The following is a 19692-nucleotide window of genomic DNA, read 5'->3' on the forward strand; positions in this document are numbered from 1 at the left end:
TCCTGCCGCCACGTCCCCGCCGGCGTCACGGACGGGCCGGTGGTGCGCTCTCGATGCCCGATCGGGGGTGAAACCGCAGGTCGGGAGGCCGGGAATGAATTCCCGCCGACGTAGCGGTGAACAGACTCGCCAGGCAATCGGCCTCTTCCGGACTTTGGTAGCGTGCCGATCGTTGAAGAGTCAACTACCGTCGCTTCCGTCGTCTCCGCGGCGATCGGCGCGGTGAATCGGAACGGGGTCCCGATGAAAAAGCTGAGAACGTCCATGATCTTCGCCGTAGGGGGCATCGCCGTGGCCGCACCGGTCATCGCGGCGACCACGGCGCAGGCCAAGGCGTCGACCACGGTGTACGTGTCGGCCCACGCGGCCGGCCACGCGTCGGACCGCGGCTGCGGCACGGCCGCGTACCACTCCATCACCGCGGCCTCCGCCGCGGTGGCCGAGGGTGGCACCGTGATCGTGTGCGGCGGCACCTACAAGGAAGACGTCGCCGTGACGAAGGCGCTGACGATCCAGGGGAGATCGAACGCGACCATCGACGCCACCAAGCTGACCAACGGTTTCCTGGTCACCGCGTCACACGCGGCGATCAGCGGGTTCACGGTCAAGAACGCGGTCGGTGAGGGCATCCTCGTCAACAAGGCGAACTCCGTCACCGTCCAGAACAACGTGGTGAGCAACAACGACCTGGGCGGCCTGCCGGTGAACCCGGTGCCGAACACCTACGCGTCATGCGCCGCCCAGGGCGGCGTCCCGGGCGACTGCGGCGAGGGCATCCACCTGATGGGCAGCTCGCATTCCACCGTCCGTAACAACGTCAGCACCGCCAACAGCGGCGGCATCCTCGTCAGCGACGAGACCGCTCCGGCCGCGCACAACCGCATCTCGGGCAATGTCGTCGCCCGAAACACCTATGCCTGCGGCATCACCGTCGTCGCCCACAGCCCGCTCGGCGCCCCCGGGGGCAAGCCCGCTCCCGACGCCGCCGGCGTGTATGACAACGACGTCGTCGGCAACACCATCTCCGACAACGGCACGCAGGCCGAGGGCGCCGGCGTCGTCCTGGCGACGGGCCTGCCCGGCGGCGCGGTCTACGACAACACCGTCGAGGGCAACAGCATCAGCGGCAACGGCCTGTCCGGCGTGACGCTGCACAGCCACATCGCCGGCCAGTACCTGAACGGCAACGTGATCCGCGGCAACCGGATCGGCACCAACAACCTGCGCGGCGACAAGGACATCGCGGAGCCGTTCGACACGGAGACGACCGGCATCCTCGTCGGCACCGTCGACCCGCTGTCGATCACGATCTCCGGCAACGTCATCGGCAAGGACCACTACGGCGTCTGGACCACCGGCCCGGTTACCGCGAAGAACGTCCGCGACAACCACTTCACGGGCGTCACCGTCCCGGTCATCACGCACTGAGTACGCGAAAGAGGCTCCCCGGCGACGTCGCCGGGGAGCCTCTTTCGTCATGGGGCGCGAGGGCTACGGAGCGGCTTTGTAGTGCCAATTCTGGGCCCAGTCGTCGCTGGACCAGTTGTCCGAGACCATCGTGAAGCGCGGGTTGAGGAGGTTGCGCTTGTCATCGAGTGTCTGGGAGTCGCCGAAGCAGTCCGAGGCGAGAGTTTCAGCCTGCCCTTCCAGCTTAGCCATGGTCGCGGCCATTGCGGAGAATCGGGCGCTCATTTTCGCGTAGATGTAGCTGACATTGAAGGTGAACAGGACTAGCGCGGCGTAGGAGAATATCGGCCGGAAGGGCAAAGGAGCAAGGTTGATGAGGAGCAGCTGAAACGTCATCTCGATGAGCATGTGAAGCCAAAGCCCGTTGATCTTGTCCATTCCGGCGGCCATCTCGTCGCAGAGGTCGCCCATGGAGCCGGCCAACGATTTGAGTTCGTTCAGTGCCGGCAGGAACCTAACGTCCATGTGCGCGTTGAAACTGGCGGCGGCATCGCCGTCCCAGGTCCGGATCGGCACGATCCTTCCCAGCTTCTCGCACAGCGGTTGGAGATTGCTGTCCGCGATGGCACGCCAGGTGTCACGCGCGGCACGGAACGGGCCGGACTCACGGATGTTCGGCTCGATGAACAGCGCATCGATCACGAGAAACGCCGGCAGCAGCCCGGTGGGGCGCGCGGTGAGTTTTACCAACTCCCGAGTTCTCCACAGCCTGGCGGTCAGCGCGACAGCGATCACGTTTTCGGCCACCGGCATCACAACGACAGTGGCCAAATTTTCGGCCGTAGTCCTGGAGCCGTAGCCCGCCCCGTGGCGCAGGTTAGGCGGCGAGCCGGCCTGGATCGAGGAGTGATATTCCGCGTCGGCGTAATGACGGGCGACGGCATCGAGGTTTTTGGCCGTCGAGTCACTCGCGCCGCGCACCGCATCCGCGGCGTCTTCCGCGGTCGACGATGCTTTTTTGTACGCATGCGCGGCATCATGGCCCGCCTTCGGCCAGTTACCGTAGGCGATGTGGGTGCCGGCCACGAATCCCTTGACGCTGGCGAAGGTGTCGGTCATCTCGGCGAGATTCTGCGTCAGGGCCACGAGATCCCGGATCTGCACGTCAAGCGATGGCGCCATTTCAACACCCTTTCGTGATCACCGGTAGCCTATCCGGGACACCTCATCGCCAGGGAGCTTTCCCGGACCATCGCGGTTTTCTCTCTCATGGGTCCGGTCCCGTTCGCTTGGATGGACCTATGGCGATCACTACAACGTTCACGGTCGAGTCCTGGCTGGAGGCCCTGCCACGCGACCGGCTCCTGGCCCTCCTGCGCGAGCGGCTCGCCGAGGATGCGAGCCTGCGCCGCCGCCTGGAGGTACGCGCCGCGGCCGAGCGAGCGGCCGGTGACACCGACATCGCCGGGCTGAGGGCCCAGATCCTGAAACTCCTCGGCACCGCGCCCTTCGCCCGGTACGACTACGTCGAGTACGCGGACGTCCCCGGCTATGCCGCACAGGCGCGTGAAGCAGTGGACGCACTGCGGTCACTGGTCTCCGCCGGAAGGGCGCACGAGGCGGTGACGCTGACCCGGGAGGCGATCCACCGGCTCCACACGGTGTACGAGCAGATCGATGACTCCTCCGGCGCCGTCGGCGAGGTCGCGGCCGACCTCGAAGAGACGCACCAGGCCGCCTGCGTCGCGGCCGACACCGATCCGGTGCGGAACGCCGGGTGGCTGGCCGCGCACATGCTGGGCGACTGGTCACACGTGCCGGAGATCGAGCTCGGCGACTACTGGGACCTGCTGGGCGACACGGGGCGGGCCGCCTTCTCCGATCTGGTCGCCGAGAGGTCGCGGCGTCGCCCGTCCGACTGGAACGTGAAGCACGTCCGGCAGGAGCTCGCCAGGGTTCAGGGGGACGTGGACGTGCTGGTCGCCGTCCTCGCGTCCGACCTGGCTCCGTACGGCGGCACGCACCTGACCATCGCCGAGGAGCTGGACCGCGCGGGCCGGAGCGCCGAGGCCCTCGCGTGGGCCGAGCGCGGGCTGCGCGACACCGAACGGCCCCCGTTCGCCGACGACGGGCTGGCCTCCTACGTGGCGGGCCGGTACGAGCGGGACGGGCGGCTCGCCGACGCGGTCGCGGTCCGGCGGGACCGGTTCCATGCGTCGCCCTCCCTGGGCGGCTACCGGACCCTGCGCGACGCCGCGCGGACGGCCGGATGCTGGGACGCCGAACGCCTCGCCGCCCTGGACCTGCTCCGCGAGAGACCATCTGGCCGTACGCCGTTCGGCGAAGGGTCGCTGCTGGTCGACGCCCTGGTGGACGACGGAGACGTCGAGGCCGCGTGGCGGGCCGCGGAGGGACGGGCGAGCGATCGCCAGTGGCTGGCGCTGGCCGACCTGGTACGTGACGACCGCCCGGCCGACGCGCTGGAGGCGTACCGCCGGGCGGTCGAGCCGCTCACCCGGCTCACCGGAGACGGAAACTACCGGGAGATCGCCCGGCTGCTGCTCCTGGCCCGCGACTGTCACCGCCGGCTCGGCACCGAGCAGCAGTTCGAGGCCGACCTCGCCACCCTCCGTACGGACCAGCGACGTAAGCGGAAGCTGATGAAGACCCTGGATGAGAAGGGCCTGTGACCCTCCATCTCATGCGGGCCATTGCCGTGCCGAACGGTCGCACTTTATGATCACGCCGACCCGGTCATCTTCCGACAAACGTAGCAAGGCGTTGCCGCGCCCGCGGCGCGATCGAGCGTGATCATCTGACGTGGGGTAGGGGCTGAACCCCAGGAGGAGTCCGATGTACGCGGAGATCCACCAGCTCGTCGACTCGGTGGCGGCGAAGCTGTCGCGTCCGGCGATCGTCGAGGACCGGCGACAGCGGCTGGTGGCCTACAGCCGGCACAGTGAGCCGATCGACGCGGTGTGCCATGCCTCGATTCTGCAGCGCTGCGTGTCCGCCGAGGTGATGGCCTGGCTGGGGCGGTTCGAGCTGGCCAAGGCGCGAGGCCCGGTGCGTACTCCCCGGAATCTCGTCCTCGGCATGCTGCCTCGGGTCTGCGTACCGATCCGGCACCGTGACCTTCTGCTGGGGTACCTGTGGTTCATCGACGAGGAGGAGTCGATGAGCGAGGAGCAGCTCGCGCTGGCCGAGACCGCCGCCCAGGGCTTCGCGCTCGCGCTCTACCGCGAGGTGCTGGCCGGCGAGCTCGCGTCGAGCCGGGAGACGGAGGCGATCCGGAACCTGCTCCTCGCCGAGAGCGACGCCCAGGCTTACGCGGCGCGCACCCTCATCGACGGTGGTCACTTCGACCCGTCCCTGGGCGTCGTCGTGGTGGTCGCCCGGCCGGTGCTCGTGCACGACGTCATGCCGGATGACCAGATACGGCTCGCCGTCGAGCACGCGCTCGTCAACATCCGGCACGAGTTGCCGGCCAGGCATGCCCTCCATCTCGTCTCCTACAGCCACGGACTGCTGCTGTTCGGTACGGAGGGCGAGGCCGCAGAGCCGACCGTGGACCGCTGTGTCTCACAGCTCGACCATGCCCTGCAGAGCGCGCTGTCGGGACTCGAGCAGGCGTCGTCGTTCGTCATCGGGATCGGAGGACCACGGTCGTGTCTGGAGGAGGCGCACGGCTCCTATCTCGAGGCGAGTGAGGCCGCGCGCATCGCCGCCTTGATGCCCGACGTCAGCAGGATCGCCCGCTGGTCCCAGCTCGGCATCTACCGGGTACTCGCCCAGGTGTCCAGCCGCGACCTCGGCGAGCTGGTGATTCATCCCGGGCTCGAGCGGCTCCTCGCCGACCCGGAGGCGGGCCCGCTGCTCCAGACGCTGGAGGCCTACCTCGATCTCGCCGGCAACGCGCTCGCGACCTCCGAACGCCTCCAGCTGCACCGCACGTCGCTGTACTACCGGATCCAGCGCCTCGAGCAACTGGCGGGGACCGACCTCAAGGACGGGAACGAACGTCTCAGTCTCCACCTCGGGCTGAAACTCGCCCGGCTCACCGGCCGCTACCGGCCCGCCGGCTGAACGAGTCGCGGATCACGATCGCGGCGCACGCGAGCGCGACGAGCAGAGCGGCCGACGACAGTCCGATCGCCCAGTGCGCGGTGCGGGTGCCCGCCGGGTCTTCCGGGACCCGGGTCGGTTCGCTCGCGGCTTGCGCGGCGCCGGTCGCCGATGGCGGCAGGAGCCTGAGCACGGGAGCGGGTCGCTCCGGCTCGGGGGCGTTCGGCCGCGGCTCCTGGATCCAGCGCACCACCTCGCCGTCGTCGTAGTACTGCAGCGCCTTGAAGACCATGGAGTCCGCCTTCGGCAGGGGTCCCACGCTCACGGCGAACTCGTCGTACTCGTCCGGCCGGATGCCCGCCTTCTGGTCGTCCGCGGTCCAGATGATCTCGCTGACCGTCTCGGTGACCTTGGCGCCCTCCGCCTCCACCGGCCTGGCCGGCTTGGTCTTCCTGATCTCGTACGACCAGCCGGGATGCGGCTTCACACGGACGGAGGCCAGCGGCTGGTCCGCCGGCAGCAGCACGTCGACCTTGACGGTGTTCGCGTCGTCCCGCTCGCCGGGAACGCGGAAGACCAGTGCCGCGTACCCACCCTGCGTCGCCGCCTCGGCGGTGACCGTCACGTGCGCCGACGCCGCCGTCGCCCCGAGCCCGACGAAGAACACCGCCCCGGCCGCGACCACAACGCCTCGGATGGAACGCCGCCACATGTTCTCTCCCATTGGTCGCCGGACCCGCGAATCAGCCGAGCCGGTCAAGAGTGGTCTTGATGAGCTTGCTGAGCTTCTCGCTGGAGTCGGCCCGCTGCCCGGTCTTGTGGATCTGGGCGAGCTGCAGGTAGACGACGGCGTTCGCCCTGTGGGCGACGACGGTCGCGAGATCGTCGTACGTGCCGGTGCCCAGGTCCGGCGGTGAGGTGTGCGCCAGTTGCTGCGCGAAGCCCGTCCAGGCCCCCGATTTGAACGTCCGGCCGTTGACCTTGTAATCACCGACGATGATCGGTGGTCCGCCGAGGATGCTGAAGGAGTCGGGACACTTGGCCGCCTCGGCCATCACGGTCCTCATCCCCGCGTCGGCGAGTGCGTCGTTGGTGAAGACGACCGCGCCCTGGGTGACGACGGGAAGGGCGGACCGGTCCGGATTGGGCGGCCCGACGATGAAGCGGCCGGTCGAGTTGCCGCCCACCAGCTCGACGGCCGGCTGCACCTGCACCTTGGTGTCGTCGGCGCGCTGGACGTAGGAGCAGGTCGGCACGCTGTCCGGCGGGGTGTAGATCACGTGTGAGCCGTGCCCGGAGTCGTCGACCCGGATCGCACCCTTGCCGACGTCCTTGGTCGTGGCGAATCCGTACTGGACGGACTTCACGGTGTACGGCGGGTGCGCGAGGTCCTTGCCGGAACCGGAGCCACAGCCGGCCAGGACCACGGCCGCGCCGGCGGCTGCCATGAGTCCGGGACGCCGCTTCCTCCTGCCACGAAGACCCATCGTTGTCATCCTTTCAGCGCGCCGTGAAGGGGAAGTGCACCGGCACCTCGTCGAAGTCGGAGGTCCGGATGTCCAGCCACAGGACCCACCGGCCCGGGTAGGGAATGGACATCGCGCTCGCGACATAGTGGCCCGGCTCGGCCGCGGACACCTTGACCGGCAGGGCGCCGATGCTCGTGCCGGCCGATTGCAGCCGGCCGGAGACCTCGGGGACGTCGACCAGCGTCTTGTCCTTGGCCACCAGGTAGATGTCGGCGACGTTGGCGCCTTGCTTCGCCGGGGTCAGCTCCACTTCGACGCGACCGCCGTCCAGGCGGGTGCGCGTACCGGCCGTGGCCGGAAACGCGACCTTCGCCCGTACCGGCGGCGCGTAGGTGGTACGAGCGGGTGCCGTGTTGACCAGGACCGCGGTCAGGGAGAGGACGCCGGCTCCGAGGACGACCTCGGCGGCCACCGAGCGGCGCAGGGCCCTGGCGTCTCCCGGCTCCTTCGCGTGGTGCCGGACGAACCGCCGGCCTCGTGACGCGAGCGCCACGATGACGAGGACGACGCCGAACTTCACGAGGAGCAGCCGCCCGTACGCGGTCCCGGCCAGGGCGCCGAACGTTCCGACCTGCCGCCAGGCCAGGTAGAGGCCGGTCACCGCGATCATCGTGAAGCAGACCTGCGCGAGGCGGGAGAACCGGGTGAGAGCCGGGTCGAGGGGGCGCACGCGCTCGTCGCGGCGGGCGGCCGGGCCCACGACGCACGCCGTGAGCGGGACCAGGCCGCCGAACCACAGCGCTATGGACAGCAGGTGCACCCCGGTCGCGGGGACGGCCAGCCACGACTGCGCGCCGATGTGCGCGTGGTCCGTGAGCGGCCAGGTCGACACCAGCGCCGCACAGCACAACGCTCCGAGTACGACCACTGGCGTGTCCGCGCCGGCGTCCCCCCGTTTCCGCCGCCGCAGGACGGTCGCGAGGATGACGGCGAGCACGAGGGCGACCCCGAGGCGTACCAGCAGGGCCCGGCCGATCCGCGTGGCCAGGGTCAGGCGCAGGACGTCCGGGTCGAACGCCGTCGCCGGCCCCTCCCCCGTGGCGTACGGGCCCTGCGCGAGGAAGACCATGGCGGTCCCGAGGCCCAGCGCGGCGAACCCCGCCCAGACGATGAGCCGGCCACGCCGGTCCCGTGCCCCGGCGGGCCAGAGCATGACGAGGAAGACGGTGCCGCCGAGCGCGAGCGCCAGGCCCAGGAACGCGAGGCCCCGCCCGACGGCGTGCACCGTGGGCGTCAGCCGGCCGGGCCCCTCGTCGTGGACGGAGGTGAACGCGCTCGGCGCGCCGACGCTGAACCGGAACGCTCCGGAGATGACGTGTGAGTCCGCGGAGACGACGCGCCACGCGACCGTGTACGTGCCTTTGCCCAGGTCGGCAGGGAGCGACGCCGCGACGGTGTTCGCCTTGCCGTCCGCGTGGCCGGGGGCTCCGATCCCGACCTTGTCGCCGGCCGGGTCGAGCAGCTGGATCGACTGTGGGGTCAGCGTCACCGCTTCGTTGAAGCGAAGCCGTGCCTGCCGCGGGACGGCGGCGACGACCGTGTTGTCAACGGGCGAGGACTCGACGAGCACGGCGTGCGCGTAGGCGGGGCGGAGCGCCGCGCCGAAGGTCACCTCGACGACCAGACCGCTCACGACGAACGCCGCGACGAGCAGGACCCGGAGGGCCGCTCCGCGGTGGCCGCTGCGTCTCACCGGGCGACCCTACCGGTCGCTACGGGCATCAGGCCGTACCCGTCGACGCCGGACCGGACCGGCCCGCCGGCGCTGCGCGCCGGCGGGCCGTCTTTCATGATGTCACTTGTCGCAGGAGTTCCAGCAGATCTTCTTGTCGGGCCTGCCGGCCAGCTTGCCGTCGTAACGCAGGACGTCGACGCCACGGCTGTAGTCGGCGACGTAGACGTAGCCGTTGTGCCAGTAGGCGGCCGAGGCCGATCCGGCGGTCACACTCGCGTCCCCGGACGGGATACGGAAGTACCCCACCTGCTTCGGGTGCTTCGGGTCGGACACGTCGATGAAGCGCGTGCCCTGGGCGTACCACCCTTGCGCGACGATGTTGCCGTTCACCGTGAACCAGTGCGCGGAGCAACTGGCGGCCGTCGTGTCCGAGCCCTTCTGGCCCCAGGCCGTCCAGCTGCTGACCAGGTTGAGCCGGAACGGGTTCTCCGGAGTGGACCTCCAGCTCTCGCCGTCGTAGCTGCCCTTGGTCGAGGCGATCATGAGGTCACCGGCCTGGGAGCAGGTGCGGATGTCCTCCTCGGTGATGTAGAGCAGCTCGCCCTTGTCGTACTTACCCAGCTTCTGGGTGTTGTGGTACGCGTTGTGGTCGAAGTAGGACACCGGCTCCGGGTCCACGACCGTGCCACCGGCGTACGGCACGGGGTCGGTCGCGGTCGCGGTGCGCCTGACCTTCTTGACCGGGTCGTAGTGGCGGCCCCTGGTCCAGTAGCCGCGTACGCCGCCGGCGCCGGAGGTCCACGCGACGCCGTTCTTGTCAACGTCGACGCTGTGCACGTAGTCCGTCAGCTGGTCGAACCGGTTGAGGTCCAGGGCCGTCTGGTACGTGTGCGGGTGGTCGATGTCGCGCACGTCGGTGACCCAGACCGGCACGCCGTGCCAGCTGGGGTCGTTACCCGCGGTACCCGTGTTGTAGGGCCCCACCGACCACAGGTAGTCGCAGTCGTTGATGCAGGTGGCCGTGTGACCCGCCGGCACGGACTGGAAGGTGACGATCCGCGGCTTCCACGGGTTCTTCACGTCGATGATGTAGAAGCCCGACTGGCCGGTGGTGAGGGTGCCGCCGAAACCCCGCGGGTCGCGGGTCATGAAGATCAGTTTGCGCTTCGCGTCGACGGTGAGGTTCTCGCCCTCCCAGAACCGGTCCTGGGTGTCGCCGGGGCGGCGGAGTTCGGCGGCCGTGACCTTCCCGACCAGTGCCGGGTGCCGCCGGTCCTTGAGCGACCAGATCGCCAGGCCACCGGTGCCGTTGGCGAACATGAAGTCGCCGTAGTTCTTGTAGTCGATGAAGTTCAGCGCCGAGTAGCCGCTGACACCCTTGACGTTGTCGACGAAGGTGACGTCGCCCGCGACCGCGTTCGTGGGGTCGTTGTGGGTGTCGTCGAGGACAGGACCGGGAGTGCCGTGTCCCGCGTTCCCGAGGGGCAGGCCGGCGGGGGTTTCGGCGGACGCCGCCGTCATGCTCGGCAACTGCAGCGTCGCGGCCACCGCGATCGCGGCCAGACCGGCCACAAGCGATTTCATTCTCAATGCGTACTCCTGTGGGGGCTGTCTCGCCGGACTACTGGCGTCTTCCTTCCGTCGATAAGGCAGGCGGTAACTAAGTACCGCGGCCGCTGCGCATTCAGACAATAATGATCATTTTGGTCACTGTCATCGAACAACTGTCGAAGCCGCCGGGCCTGCGGCATGACAGACGTCGAAAGGCCGGGGCCGGCACGGTGAAGGGCCCTCGCGATGTCGGTGCCCCGCCAGGTATACGCTCCGGCAGATGCTGAACTCGGAGGCTTACTTCCCCGGCCGTGACGGCGTGCGCCTCGTCTACCGGGAGGTGGGTGAGGGTCGACCGCTGGTCCTCTTGCCCGGTTTCAGTGTGGAGACGACGTTGTGGCTGGCCAACGGCCTTGCCGACCGGATCGCGGCGCATGGCCACCGCGTGATCATGCCGGATTTTCGTGGCCTCGGCAGGAGCGCGAAGCCCCGTGACGCCGCCGCCTATCCCCCCGACGTACTGACCGACGACGGTTTCGCTCTCCTCGACCACCTGGGCCTGGACGACTACGACCTCGGGGGGTATTCGCTCGGCGGGCGAATCGTGGCGAGGATGCTCGTACGCGGCGCGACGCCGGGCCGCGCGGTGGTCGCGGGCCAGGGGCTGGCTCAGATGCTCGGCGCCGAGGGCGGGGCGGGCTCGTACATGCGGCGCATCGTGGCCGGCCTGGGCACGTTCGAGCCGGGCTCACCGGAGGAGCAGGCCGAGCAGTGGCTCCGGGCGAACGACGCGGAGCCGGCCGCGCTGCTCCACGTGCTGGACTCGATCGTCACCACACCGGTGGAGGCGCTCGGCCGGATCCAGGTACGGGCACTCGTGCTGATGGGCGCGGACGACGAGCGCGCCGCGTCGGTCGACGAGCTGGTCACGGCGCTGCCACTGGGTACCAAGGCCATGGTCCCCGGAGACCACAAGACGGCGGTCGCCACGCCGGAGTTCGTCGCCGCGATCGTGGACTTCCTCGCCGGCCGTTGACCGGGCCGCGGGTCCCCGCTGTACGGGGACCCGCGGTGAGGAGGATGAGGCGCCGTCTTCGTGGAACTGACGGTCCAGGCTTGCGGGTCAGCAGTCGGTGTCTTTGGGGTGCCGTGTGGAGGCATAGACGAGGTGCACGGTCCGGCGCGGCTGATTGACGAGGTAGCGCACCCGGCCACCGGCGGTCACCTCGTGCTCCCATTGCGGTGATCGTCAGCGGGGAGGGGGGCGGTCAGCTGGGCCGTCAGCTCGGGGTCGGCGAGAATACGCGCGGTGGCCCGCCACTCGGTGGTGACGCGGTGCAGGTTGGAGTGGACGTCCAGCTCGGTGGCGTCGCGGATGGCGTCCACTAGGTCGACCACGAACTCGCGCACCTCCGCGGTCGAAAGATGCCGGACCCAGGGGAACACCTGAGGAAGTGCGAGCAGGATGGCCCGGGCGCCCTCATCGCTACTGATCAGCGCGGTGAACAGACGGGTGGTGACATCGGCGGTCTCTTCACGCTGACGGTCGTGCCGCTCGGTCGTGAGGTAGAGGTCCTCACCGTCGCGCCGTGTGACATGGACACGTTGAGCGCGCTCGACGGTCTCGGCGACCCGCTTTGAGTTCTTCGACAGCTCGGAGAACGAAACGGTGTGGGTGGACATGACCACAATCTAGTTCGGAATACATTCCGAAGTCAAACGTGCCCGTCTTCTTCAGCCATGTGCACCACCGCGGACCGCGGGCTCCCCGGGTGGGGAAGCTCGCAGCCCGCAGGGAACGACGCGCGTGCGCGTCAGGGGAGGACCTGCACGGTGTCGCCGACGGGGCGTTCGCCGGTCGTGTCCGAGGGTTTGTTGACCAGGGCGCCGTTGACCGCCATCGCCGTCGAGCCTCCGCCGTCGAGGTTCAGTGCGTTCACCGCGCCGAGGCCGCGCATGAGCTCGGCGGCCTCCTGGAGCGTCGCGCCCTCGCTGATGCCCGGCTCGCGGCCGTCGATGGTGACGAGCAGGAGCCGCCCGCGGGAGTCCGTGCCCGCGAGGGTGCGGGGCTGGCGCTGTTCCGCCCAGGCGTAGCCGAAGGAGAGGTCCTTCGGATCGACGACGCCCTCCGTCGTGGCGTCGATGGACGGCCGCCCGTCGCGTACCAGGATCGGGCCGGCGCTGACGATGCCGGTCCTGCCGGTCAGCGGCACCGTCCTGCCGGAAGAGTCGCGGACCTGCTCGTCCACGGCCAGCCGCCGTCCTGCGACGGCGTGGGTCTTCAGCCACGTCGCGGCCGTACCGATGCCCTGGAGCACCTCGCCCCCGGCCGGGACCGTACCGCCGGTCTCCCCCGCGCCGACCACGCGGCCGCGGTGGTCGAGCACGGCCTGTGCGCCGGCCGCCGTGGGCAGGTTCGCGCCGAAGTCCGGGGTGAACAGCACGAGGTCATCGGCGCTGGTGCAGGTGAAGTCCTGACGCGGCAGTGTCGTCGGGGACACTCCCGGCCGGCCGCAGTCGCGGATCTTGCCCGGCACCCGGTTGATGCCGTTGACCGTGAAGGACGACCTGCCGTCGCGTACGGTCGCGCGGGAGACGAGGTTCGCGACCCGGCCGCGGTCGCCTCCGAGGATCAGGGCGGCCCGGGCGCCGGCGGACTGCGCGTCGAGCGTGCCGCGGTAGGCGGCGAGTCCCGACTGCGTGCCCTGGACGCCATCGGCGTCGGAGGTGATGAAGAAGCCTCCGTTGACCGCGAGGACGGAGCCGGCCGCGCGCGCCTGGGCCGAGGTCGTCGAACGCCCGGCGACCGCGCCGCCGTGGTCGGCGACGACGCTGCCACGGAACCGCACCGGGTCCACGATCCCGACGTGGACGTTCTCCCGGTCCGGCGCCTGGTCGACGTCGTATCCGGTCCACTCGACGGCCGGGTGCAGACCGGCGGCGGTGACCGCGGTCGCCTTTTGCTGCGCGTCGGCCTGGGCGGCGAAGCCTCCGACCCGTACGCGGTAGCCCTCGGTGCCGTGCGGGGTGTCGGAGAAGGCGGCGGGCCACGGCACCCGGTCAAGACGCGCGTCGATCCCCGCCGCCGCCAGCCGCGAGACGGTCGTCGTACCCCACTGCGCGTCCCCGAGCTCGGCCCAGGTGGCGGCGCCGGTCAGCCGGTTCACGGCGGGAGCCTGCACGGTCACGGTCCACACGGGCCGCGCCTGCGGTACGGAGATCGCTCCGGTGCGTACCTCCACGCCGGGAGCCGGTGACGTGGAGGTCCACGTCACCGTCGCCGATTTCCACGGCAACGGCGTGCCCGCCGTGGCCGGGCCGGCGACCGCCGTCGTGGACGCGGTGATCAGGGCGATTCCCGCGACGATCCATCTTCGACGCGCCATGGACGACCTCCATCGAGACGTGAACAAGCCTTCGCGACACAGTCGAGCGTTGCCACCCATCAAAGCCGAAGACGATCACACCACCAGCGGGTGAACTGCCGCTTAAAGGCTCAGCCTCCCGGCGTCGCCAGGTGGCGGGGATTGGCGACGAGCAGCTTGTCGGTCACGGCGTCGCGGACGGCGGCGGTGACGTCGTCGAAGCGGTCGTCCAGGCCGCCGTCGCGGATCGCCCGTGCGAGCTCCGCGTCGTCGCGGCACCCGAGCGATTCCAGGCGACGGCGATGTGCGGCCCCGTGCTCGTCCCGGAGCAGGAGCTCGCGCTGGGCGATGCCCAGCATCGAGGCGGCCACCAGGCCGTGGAAGCGCAGGCGTTCGTCCTCGCCGGTCGCCACCTCCTCCTTGAGGAACGCCCGCACCGCGTCCATCAGGCTCGACGCGTCCGGGCGGTCGTGTGGTCCGGCTGCTTGGACGGGCCTGTCCGGGAGCGGGTCCGCGGTCCGCGGCGCGGTCAGGCCGAGGATGAGCAGCAGGTCGTGCTCCTGCTCGCAGACCCTGCGTCCCAGTGCGGCGAGCTCGATCGACGAGTCGGCGCCGGAGAGGTATCGCTCGGCCTGGTACCGGCAGAGGATGGCCCAGCGCAGCGTGCCGTACACCTCCCACCAGTGCAGCGCCTCCGCGGACGGGGCGTCGCCGCCGGCCGCCGTGTAACCCTCGACGAGGTCGGCGCGGGTGCCGAAGCCGCCGACCGGGCCGGTCGCGCCGAACCTCCACGCCTTGACGCACAGCCAGCCGAGGTCCTCGATCGGGTCGCCCCGGTGGACCAGCTCCCAGTCCAGGACGCCGCGTACGCCGTCCGGGGCGATCATGAGGTTTCCGTTGCGGAAGTCGCCGTGCACGATCGCGTCGCCGCCGGCCGCGGGCCGGTCACGGGCGAGCCATCGCAACGCGATCTCGATGGCCGGGCGTGGCTCGCCGAAGTCCTCGTACATGGCGACCAGGTCCTCCAGCGGGTCGCCGGCGGGCAGGCCGGGGACCTCGTCGGGAGGGAGGGCGTGGATCCGGGCCAGGATCGCCCCGAGCGACCGGGCCAGACCGGGCCGTACGCCCGCGAAGCGCTCGTCGCGCAGGAGCCGGCGCGGGATCGTCTCGCCGGTGAGCCGCTCCATGATGAGGTACGGAGCGCCGATCGTGCCCGCGCCGTCACCGTGGTCGACGAGATGAGGCACCGGTACGCCGCCGCGCGCCGCGACCGTCAGCACCGCGGCCTCGCGCGCCATGTCCGTGTGCGCCGGCGCCACCGGAGGGTCGCGTCGCAGGATCAGCGGGCGCCCGTCCGCGTCAAAGGCCCAGGTCTCCCGGCTCGCTCCGCCCGAGAGCCGGTTGAGCCCGGTCACCTCCACGGGCTCGCCGTACACCTCCGTCAGCCGGGCGGTGAGGTGTCCGGTGAGCGCCGGGACGTCGTTCATGTCCGCTCCTCCAGGCCGAGCGCCCGGATGGCGAGCGCGTCCAGCGTGTCCAGGAAGCGCTCGGTGTCGTCTCCGTCGCCCTGGACCAGCCGGAGGTAGAGGGCGTGGTCGACCATCGCGGCCAGCGCATGGGCCGCCATCTCGGCGTCGAGCCCTGCGGCGACGAGCCCCTCGCCCTGCCAGCGGCGGATCGCGTGGGCCGACCGGCCGACCGACGTCGCACGGTGCCGGCGGCGCATCTCGCGGAACTCCTCGTTGAACGTCGCGACCTGCTCGATGATCGCCATCATCCGCGCGTTGCGCAGGTACGCCTCGTAGTAGGAGCGGTTGGCGCGGCGTACACGCTCCGCCGGGGAGGCACCCCTCAGCGGGAGCCGGCCGGGTTCGGTCATGTCCGTGAAGAGCCGGTCGGCGATCTCGCGGAACACGGCCTCCTTGGAGTCGAAGTAGGTGTAGAAGGTGCCGTACGCGACCTTCGCCCGCCGCGTGATGTGGCCGACCCTCGCGTCGAGGAAGCCCATCTCCTCGAAGATCTCCCGGGCGGCCTGGATCAGCCGCTCCCGCGTGCGCACGCCGCGCTCGGTGAGCGTGGCCTCTTCCGCCATCCGCCTTCTCCTCGCCCCAGGGTCTTGACGATGGAGCCTCCATGGCACATCGTGGCGATCATCCATATAAGTTGACGTGACTGTCAAGTCAACTCGTGCCGCAGAGGAGCGAATCGATGACCAGGTCGAACACTGAGTTCCAGCTCGGCGGGATCAACCATCTGGCGCTGGTCTGCGCGGACATGCAGCGCACCATCGACTTCTACTCCGGCGTGCTCGGCATGCCACTGATCAAGACGATCGACCTGCCGGCCGGCATGGGGCAGCACTTCTTCTTCGACTGCGGCGGCGGCGACTGCGTGGCGTTCTTCTGGTTCCCCGGCGCACCGGACGGCGTACCGGGCGTCTCCGCGCCCGCCGGCCGGCCCGAACAGGGCGACCTGGTGAGCGCCGTCGGCTCGATGAACCACGTCGCCTTCCACGTCCCGGAAGAACTCTTCGAGGAGTACCGCACGCGCCTGGCGGCCAAGGGCGTCACGGTGAGCCCCATCCTCAACCACGACGACAGCCCGTTCGGCGTCGCCCGCGAGATGTACGACGGCGTCTTCGTCCGCTCCTTCTACTTCCAGGACCCCGACGGCATCCTGCTGGAGTTCGCCTGCTGGACCCGCGGTTTCACCGACGCCGACGTCAGCCACACGCCGAAGACCGCGGCCGACCGGCACGCGACCGCACACGCCTGAGAGGACGTCCATTGCCCCGCCTGCGAGAGGTGCCGCGCGCCGAGGTCACCGACGAGCGCGTCCTGTTCTTCTACGACCGCCTGTTCGGGCCCGATCGGGATCCGGCCGTCGACCATGGCACCGCTACCGGCTCGCCTGGCGACTGGTGGACGGTCTTCGCCCAGTCCCCCACGGTGTTCCGGCACGCCGTACGCGGGTTCGCCCTGTACCGCGACGCCAAGGTCGACCCACTGCTGCGCGAACTCGGCCAGTGCCGCGCGGGCTGGGCGCGCGGCAGCCAGTTCGTCTTCTCCCAGCACTGCAAGCAGCTGCGGGCCATGGGCGTCCCGGAGGACAAGATCCAGGCCGTCGCGTACTGGCAGACCGCGGACTGTTTCTCTGCTTTGGAGCGTGCGGTTCTCGCGTACACCGACGGGATCGTGCTGGACGGCGGGCGCGTGCACGACGAGGTGTTCGCCGTGCTCCGGCGGCACCTCTCGGACGAGGAGATCCTGCTGCTGACCTACATCACGTGCCTGTACGAGATGCACGCGACGATGAGCAAGGTGCTGCGGCTGGAGTTCGACGACCGGGACGAGCCGGTCGTGGAGATCGCCGCGCCTTCGGGGTACGGAGGGCGTGACATCGCCTCTGACCTGGGGGGCGACCGATGACGTTTTCGGTACCTTCGCACGTACGGCCTGTGCGCGACGCCGTGCACGCGTTCATGACCTCGCGAGTCGAGCCGGCCGAGCCTCTGCTGGTCTCGGGCGATTCTCAGGCGCTCCGTGCTCTCCAGCAGGAGGCCAAGGACGCGGGCCTGTGGGCGCTGGGCCATCCCAAGGAGCTGGGCGGCGGCGGTATGCCGTTCCTGGACTACGTGTACGTGAACGAGGTGCAGGGCCGCAGTGAGTGGGGTCAGCTCGCCCTCGGCACATTCACCCTCCAGGACTCGCTCATGCTGAACGAGTACGCCGAGCCTGAGTGGCGGGAGCGTTACCTTGCGCCGATGGTCGCCGGTGAGATCTCGCCGAGCTTCGCGATGACCGAGCCTGAGGCGACCGGCTCCGACCCCACCGGGATCCGCACGACCGGCACCCTGGAGGGCGACGAGTGGGTGATCCGCGGCCACAAGTGGTTCACCACCGGGGCGGCGGCCGCCGCGTACACGACGGTGATGTGCCGTACGGAGCCCGAGGACACCCCGCCCCACCGCGCCTTCAGCATGATCATCGTGCCGACCTCCACGCCTGGGTACCGGATCGTGCGCGAGACGCCTGTCCTTGGTCTTAATGGCGGGCACTTTGAGGTGCTTTATGACGACGTACGGGTCCCCGCCGGGAACCTGCTGGGGCCGCGCGGGCAGGGGTTCCGCATCGCCCAGCAGCGTCTCGGCCCCGGCCGCATCTTCCACTGCATGCGCTGGCTCGGCCAGGCGCAGCGGGCCTTCGACCTGCTGTGCGGCCGGCTGAACTCGCGCTCGGCCTTCGGCGGGCCGCTCGCGGACAAGCAGCTGATGCAGCAGCACGTGTTCGACTCGTACGCCGAGATCCAGGCCGCGCGCCTGCTCACCCTGCAGGCCGCCGAGCAGATCGACGCCGGCGACGAGGCGCGTGTGGAGATCGGCGTCATCAAGGTGGTCGGCGCTCGGATGCTGCACAACGTCGTCGACCGTGCAATCCAGGCGTACGGCGCGGCGGGGCTGACGGACGACACTCCCCTGTCGCGGATGTACCGGCATGCGCGGGAGGCTCGTCTCTATGACGGGCCGGACGAGGTCCACATCCAGAGCACCTCGCGTCGCATTCTCCGTGAGTACCGGAACGGCGGGAACTGGGAGTTCGGCCTGCGATGAGCGATTCTGTTTCCGGGCCGCTGGCGGATCTGCGGGTGGTCGAGATGGGCCAGCTCATCGCCGGTCCGTTCTGCGGACAGCTTTTGGGCGACTTCGGTGCCGAGGTGATCAAGCTGGAGTCGCCGGGCGCCGGCGACCCGATGCGCCAGTGGGGCCGCGAAAAGCCCCACGGCCAGTCGTTGTGGTGGCCGGTCATCGCCCGCAACAAGAAGTCGGTCACGTGCGACCTGCGTACGCCCGAGGGTCAGGACCTGGCCAGGCGGCTCATCGACCAGGCCGACATCGTGGTCGAGAACTTCCGCCCCGGCACACTGGAACGCTGGGGCCTGGACTTCGAGCGGCTTCGTTCTTCGAATCCCGGCCTCGTGCTCGTACGGGTCACCGGCTTCGGCCAGACCGGCCCGTACGCCCCTCGCGCCGGTTACGGCTCGATCGGTGAGGCGATGGGCGGTGTCCGCCATGTCATCGGTGATCCCGGCAGCCCGCCGTCCCGTGCCGGGATCTCTTTGGGCGACTCTCTGGCCGCGGTGTTCGCCACCCTCGGCGCGCTCGCCGCCGTACACAATCGGCATTTGACCGGCCGGGGGCAGGTCGTCGACTCCGCCATCTACGAGGCCGTCCTGGCGATGATGGAATCGCTCCTGCCGGAGTGGGCCGTCGCCGGCTACCAGCGCGAACGCACCGGCCCCGTGCTGCCGAACGTCGCGCCGAGCAACGTCTACCCGACCAAGACCGGCGAGATGATCCTGGTCGCGGCCAACCAGGACACGGTCTTCGCCCGCCTGGCCGCCGTGATGGACCGGCCAGGGCTTGCCGGGGACCCTCGCTACGCCACCCACGCCGCCCGGGGCCACAACATGGACGAGCTGGACGAACTGATCGCTGGGTGGACGGCAGGCTTCGGCACCGGGGAGCTACTGGGCAAACTCCACGACGGCGGCGTCCCGGCGGACCGCATCTACACGGCCCGCGACATGTTCGAGGACCCCCACTTCGCCGCCCGCGAAGCGATCATTCGGTTGGCGCATCCCGACTTCGGCGAACTCCCGATGCACAACACATTCCCCCGCCTGAGCGAAACGCCCGGCTCCGTACGCCACCTCGGCCCCGAACTCGGCGAACACAACACCAACGTCTACGGCGGCCTGCTCGGCATCGCCGAGGCCGACCTCGCCGCCTTGTCCGAGCGCGGGATCGTCTAGCCCCGTCCCCGGGCCGTACGGGCAAAGTTCGCAGCGATATTGACAGCCATCGCCACGGCGCCGCCCTACCGGTTCGCAGGAGGCGGTTACTGGAAGGCGATGCAAGGGGACATGGCGGCTGGTTCGAGGTACGCGTGGACGGCCCCGAGCCGCGCGGGGGCCACGGCCGGCACCATAACTGCCTGTACTGCCTGCTGGATTACGACGCCAAAGAGGTCGACAAGCCAGTGCTGGTCATCGTGGCCGGGCTCGACAAGCCCTTTCGGACGAAGCCAAGCGCATCGGACTG

At 69.8% G+C, this 19692-nt stretch carries 17 protein-coding genes; 8 read left to right on the forward strand and 9 right to left on the reverse strand.

Annotated features, from left to right (window positions below; translation table 11 throughout):
• The first annotated feature begins 243 nt into the window (after positions 1–243).
• A complete protein-coding gene (locus FB559_RS39070; protein ID WP_141962635.1) occupies positions 244–1428 on the forward strand; it encodes a right-handed parallel beta-helix repeat-containing protein in 1185 nt (394 codons plus the stop codon).
• Positions 1429–1491: 63 nt separating this feature from the next.
• Here FB559_RS39070 and FB559_RS39075 read toward each other — a convergent pair whose 3' ends face one another.
• Entirely contained in the window at positions 1492–2589 is a 1098-nt protein-coding gene (locus tag FB559_RS39075) for a hypothetical protein (RefSeq protein ID WP_141962636.1), read from the reverse strand.
• A 119-nt stretch (positions 2590–2708) separates the two neighbouring features.
• Here FB559_RS39075 and FB559_RS39080 point away from each other — a divergent pair, with 119 nt between their 5' ends.
• Both FB559_RS39080 and FB559_RS39085 read left to right on the forward strand, forming a co-directional pair.
• On the forward strand, positions 2709–4097 hold the full coding sequence (locus tag FB559_RS39080; protein ID WP_141962637.1) for a DUF6880 family protein: 1389 nt from the start codon (positions 2709–2711) through the stop codon (positions 4095–4097).
• A 163-nt stretch (positions 4098–4260) separates the two neighbouring features.
• On the forward strand, positions 4261–5493 hold the full coding sequence (locus FB559_RS39085) for a PucR family transcriptional regulator (RefSeq protein ID WP_141962638.1): 1233 nt from the start codon (positions 4261–4263) through the stop codon (positions 5491–5493).
• Here FB559_RS39085 and FB559_RS39090 read toward each other — a convergent pair.
• The 4 genes from FB559_RS39090 to FB559_RS39105 form a co-directional block, all read right to left on the reverse strand.
• Complete coding sequence (locus tag FB559_RS39090; protein WP_185792682.1) at positions 5465–6184, reverse strand: YcnI family copper-binding membrane protein; 720 nt, start codon at positions 6182–6184, stop codon at positions 5465–5467. The genes FB559_RS39085 and FB559_RS39090 overlap by 29 nt on opposite strands.
• Positions 6185–6215: 31 nt before the next feature.
• A complete protein-coding gene (locus FB559_RS39095; RefSeq protein WP_141962640.1) occupies positions 6216–6959 on the reverse strand; it encodes a hypothetical protein in 744 nt (247 codons plus the stop codon).
• A gap of 13 nt (positions 6960–6972) precedes the next feature.
• Positions 6973–8694: a copper resistance CopC/CopD family protein gene (locus FB559_RS39100; RefSeq protein ID WP_141962641.1), complete on the reverse strand. Its 1722-nt coding sequence runs from the start codon at positions 8692–8694 to the stop codon at positions 6973–6975.
• Between the two features lie 102 nt (positions 8695–8796).
• Positions 8797–10260: an LVIVD repeat-containing protein gene (locus FB559_RS39105; RefSeq protein ID WP_185792683.1), complete on the reverse strand. Its 1464-nt coding sequence runs from the start codon at positions 10258–10260 to the stop codon at positions 8797–8799.
• Between the two features lie 247 nt (positions 10261–10507).
• Between FB559_RS39105 and FB559_RS39110 the strand changes: the two genes are divergently transcribed.
• Complete coding sequence (locus FB559_RS39110; RefSeq protein WP_141962642.1) at positions 10508–11263, forward strand: alpha/beta fold hydrolase; 756 nt, start codon at positions 10508–10510, stop codon at positions 11261–11263.
• A gap of 185 nt (positions 11264–11448) precedes the next feature.
• Here the strand turns inward: FB559_RS39110 and FB559_RS39120 are convergent, their stop codons facing one another.
• The 4 genes from FB559_RS39120 to FB559_RS39135 all read right to left on the reverse strand — a co-directional run bounded on the left by FB559_RS39120 (position 11449) and on the right by FB559_RS39135 (position 15684).
• Complete coding sequence (locus FB559_RS39120) at positions 11449–11910, reverse strand: prevent-host-death family protein (RefSeq protein ID WP_141962644.1); 462 nt, start codon at positions 11908–11910, stop codon at positions 11449–11451.
• 131 nt (positions 11911–12041) lie between these two features.
• Positions 12042–13613 (reverse strand): phosphodiester glycosidase family protein, encoded by a 1572-nt coding sequence (locus FB559_RS39125; RefSeq protein ID WP_141962645.1) that lies wholly within the window; start codon positions 13611–13613, stop codon positions 12042–12044.
• A gap of 110 nt (positions 13614–13723) precedes the next feature.
• Positions 13724–15079 carry a phosphotransferase family protein gene (locus tag FB559_RS39130; protein WP_141962646.1) on the reverse strand — a complete coding sequence of 452 codons (1356 nt, stop codon included), beginning with the start codon at positions 15077–15079 and terminating at the stop codon, positions 13724–13726.
• Positions 15076–15684 (reverse strand): TetR/AcrR family transcriptional regulator, encoded by a 609-nt coding sequence (locus tag FB559_RS39135; protein WP_141962647.1) that lies wholly within the window; start codon positions 15682–15684, stop codon positions 15076–15078. Before FB559_RS39135 ends, FB559_RS39130 begins: the two co-directional genes overlap by 4 nt.
• A gap of 116 nt (positions 15685–15800) precedes the next feature.
• On the opposite strand from FB559_RS39135, the gene FB559_RS39140 reads away from it, so the two are divergent.
• From FB559_RS39140 to FB559_RS39155, 4 genes are read left to right on the forward strand one after another with little or no spacing between them, the layout of a single operon-like run.
• Positions 15801–16367 (forward strand): VOC family protein, encoded by a 567-nt coding sequence (locus FB559_RS39140; protein ID WP_141962648.1) that lies wholly within the window; start codon positions 15801–15803, stop codon positions 16365–16367.
• 11 nt (positions 16368–16378) lie between these two features.
• Positions 16379–17020, forward strand: a complete 642-nt coding sequence (locus tag FB559_RS39145; protein WP_141962649.1) for a carboxymuconolactone decarboxylase family protein — start codon at positions 16379–16381, stop codon at positions 17018–17020.
• Entirely contained in the window at positions 17017–18201 is a 1185-nt protein-coding gene (locus tag FB559_RS39150; RefSeq protein WP_141962650.1) for an acyl-CoA dehydrogenase family protein, read from the forward strand. Before FB559_RS39145 ends, FB559_RS39150 begins: the two co-directional genes overlap by 4 nt.
• Positions 18198–19403 carry a CaiB/BaiF CoA transferase family protein gene (locus tag FB559_RS39155; protein WP_141962651.1) on the forward strand — a complete coding sequence of 402 codons (1206 nt, stop codon included), beginning with the start codon at positions 18198–18200 and terminating at the stop codon, positions 19401–19403. The genes FB559_RS39150 and FB559_RS39155 overlap by 4 nt, the downstream gene beginning before the upstream one ends.
• The last annotated feature ends 289 nt before the right edge of the window (positions 19404–19692 follow it).

The sequence above is a fragment of the Actinoallomurus bryophytorum genome (assembly GCF_006716425.1).
Lineage (GTDB): Bacteria > Actinomycetota > Actinomycetes > Streptosporangiales > Streptosporangiaceae > Actinoallomurus > Actinoallomurus bryophytorum.

Bases quoted from the DNA above. Each gene is read 5' to 3' on its own strand.
- FB559_RS39140 (WP_141962648.1), top strand. From the start codon at position 15,801: ATGACCAGGTCGAACACTGAGTTCCAGCTCGGCGGGATCAACCATCTG.
- FB559_RS39075 (WP_141962636.1), bottom strand. From the start codon at position 2,589: ATGGCGCCATCGCTTGACGTGCAGATCCGGGATCTCGTGGCCCTGACG.
- FB559_RS39125 (WP_141962645.1), bottom strand. From the start codon at position 13,613: ATGGCGCGTCGAAGATGGATCGTCGCGGGAATCGCCCTGATCACCGCG.
- FB559_RS39110 (WP_141962642.1), top strand. From the start codon at position 10,508: ATGCTGAACTCGGAGGCTTACTTCCCCGGCCGTGACGGCGTGCGCCTC.
- FB559_RS39070 (WP_141962635.1), top strand. From the start codon at position 244: ATGAAAAAGCTGAGAACGTCCATGATCTTCGCCGTAGGGGGCATCGCC.
- FB559_RS39130 (WP_141962646.1), bottom strand. From the start codon at position 15,079: ATGAACGACGTCCCGGCGCTCACCGGACACCTCACCGCCCGGCTGACG.
- FB559_RS39150 (WP_141962650.1), top strand. From the start codon at position 17,017: ATGACGTTTTCGGTACCTTCGCACGTACGGCCTGTGCGCGACGCCGTG.
- FB559_RS39080 (WP_141962637.1), top strand. From the start codon at position 2,709: ATGGCGATCACTACAACGTTCACGGTCGAGTCCTGGCTGGAGGCCCTG.
- FB559_RS39095 (WP_141962640.1), bottom strand. From the start codon at position 6,959: ATGGGTCTTCGTGGCAGGAGGAAGCGGCGTCCCGGACTCATGGCAGCC.
- FB559_RS39135 (WP_141962647.1), bottom strand. From the start codon at position 15,684: ATGGCGGAAGAGGCCACGCTCACCGAGCGCGGCGTGCGCACGCGGGAG.
- FB559_RS39155 (WP_141962651.1), top strand. From the start codon at position 18,198: ATGAGCGATTCTGTTTCCGGGCCGCTGGCGGATCTGCGGGTGGTCGAG.
- FB559_RS39120 (WP_141962644.1), bottom strand. From the start codon at position 11,910: ATGTCCACCCACACCGTTTCGTTCTCCGAGCTGTCGAAGAACTCAAAG.
- FB559_RS39090 (WP_185792682.1), bottom strand. From the start codon at position 6,184: ATGTGGCGGCGTTCCATCCGAGGCGTTGTGGTCGCGGCCGGGGCGGTG.
- FB559_RS39105 (WP_185792683.1), bottom strand. From the start codon at position 10,260: ATGAAATCGCTTGTGGCCGGTCTGGCCGCGATCGCGGTGGCCGCGACG.
- FB559_RS39085 (WP_141962638.1), top strand. From the start codon at position 4,261: ATGTACGCGGAGATCCACCAGCTCGTCGACTCGGTGGCGGCGAAGCTG.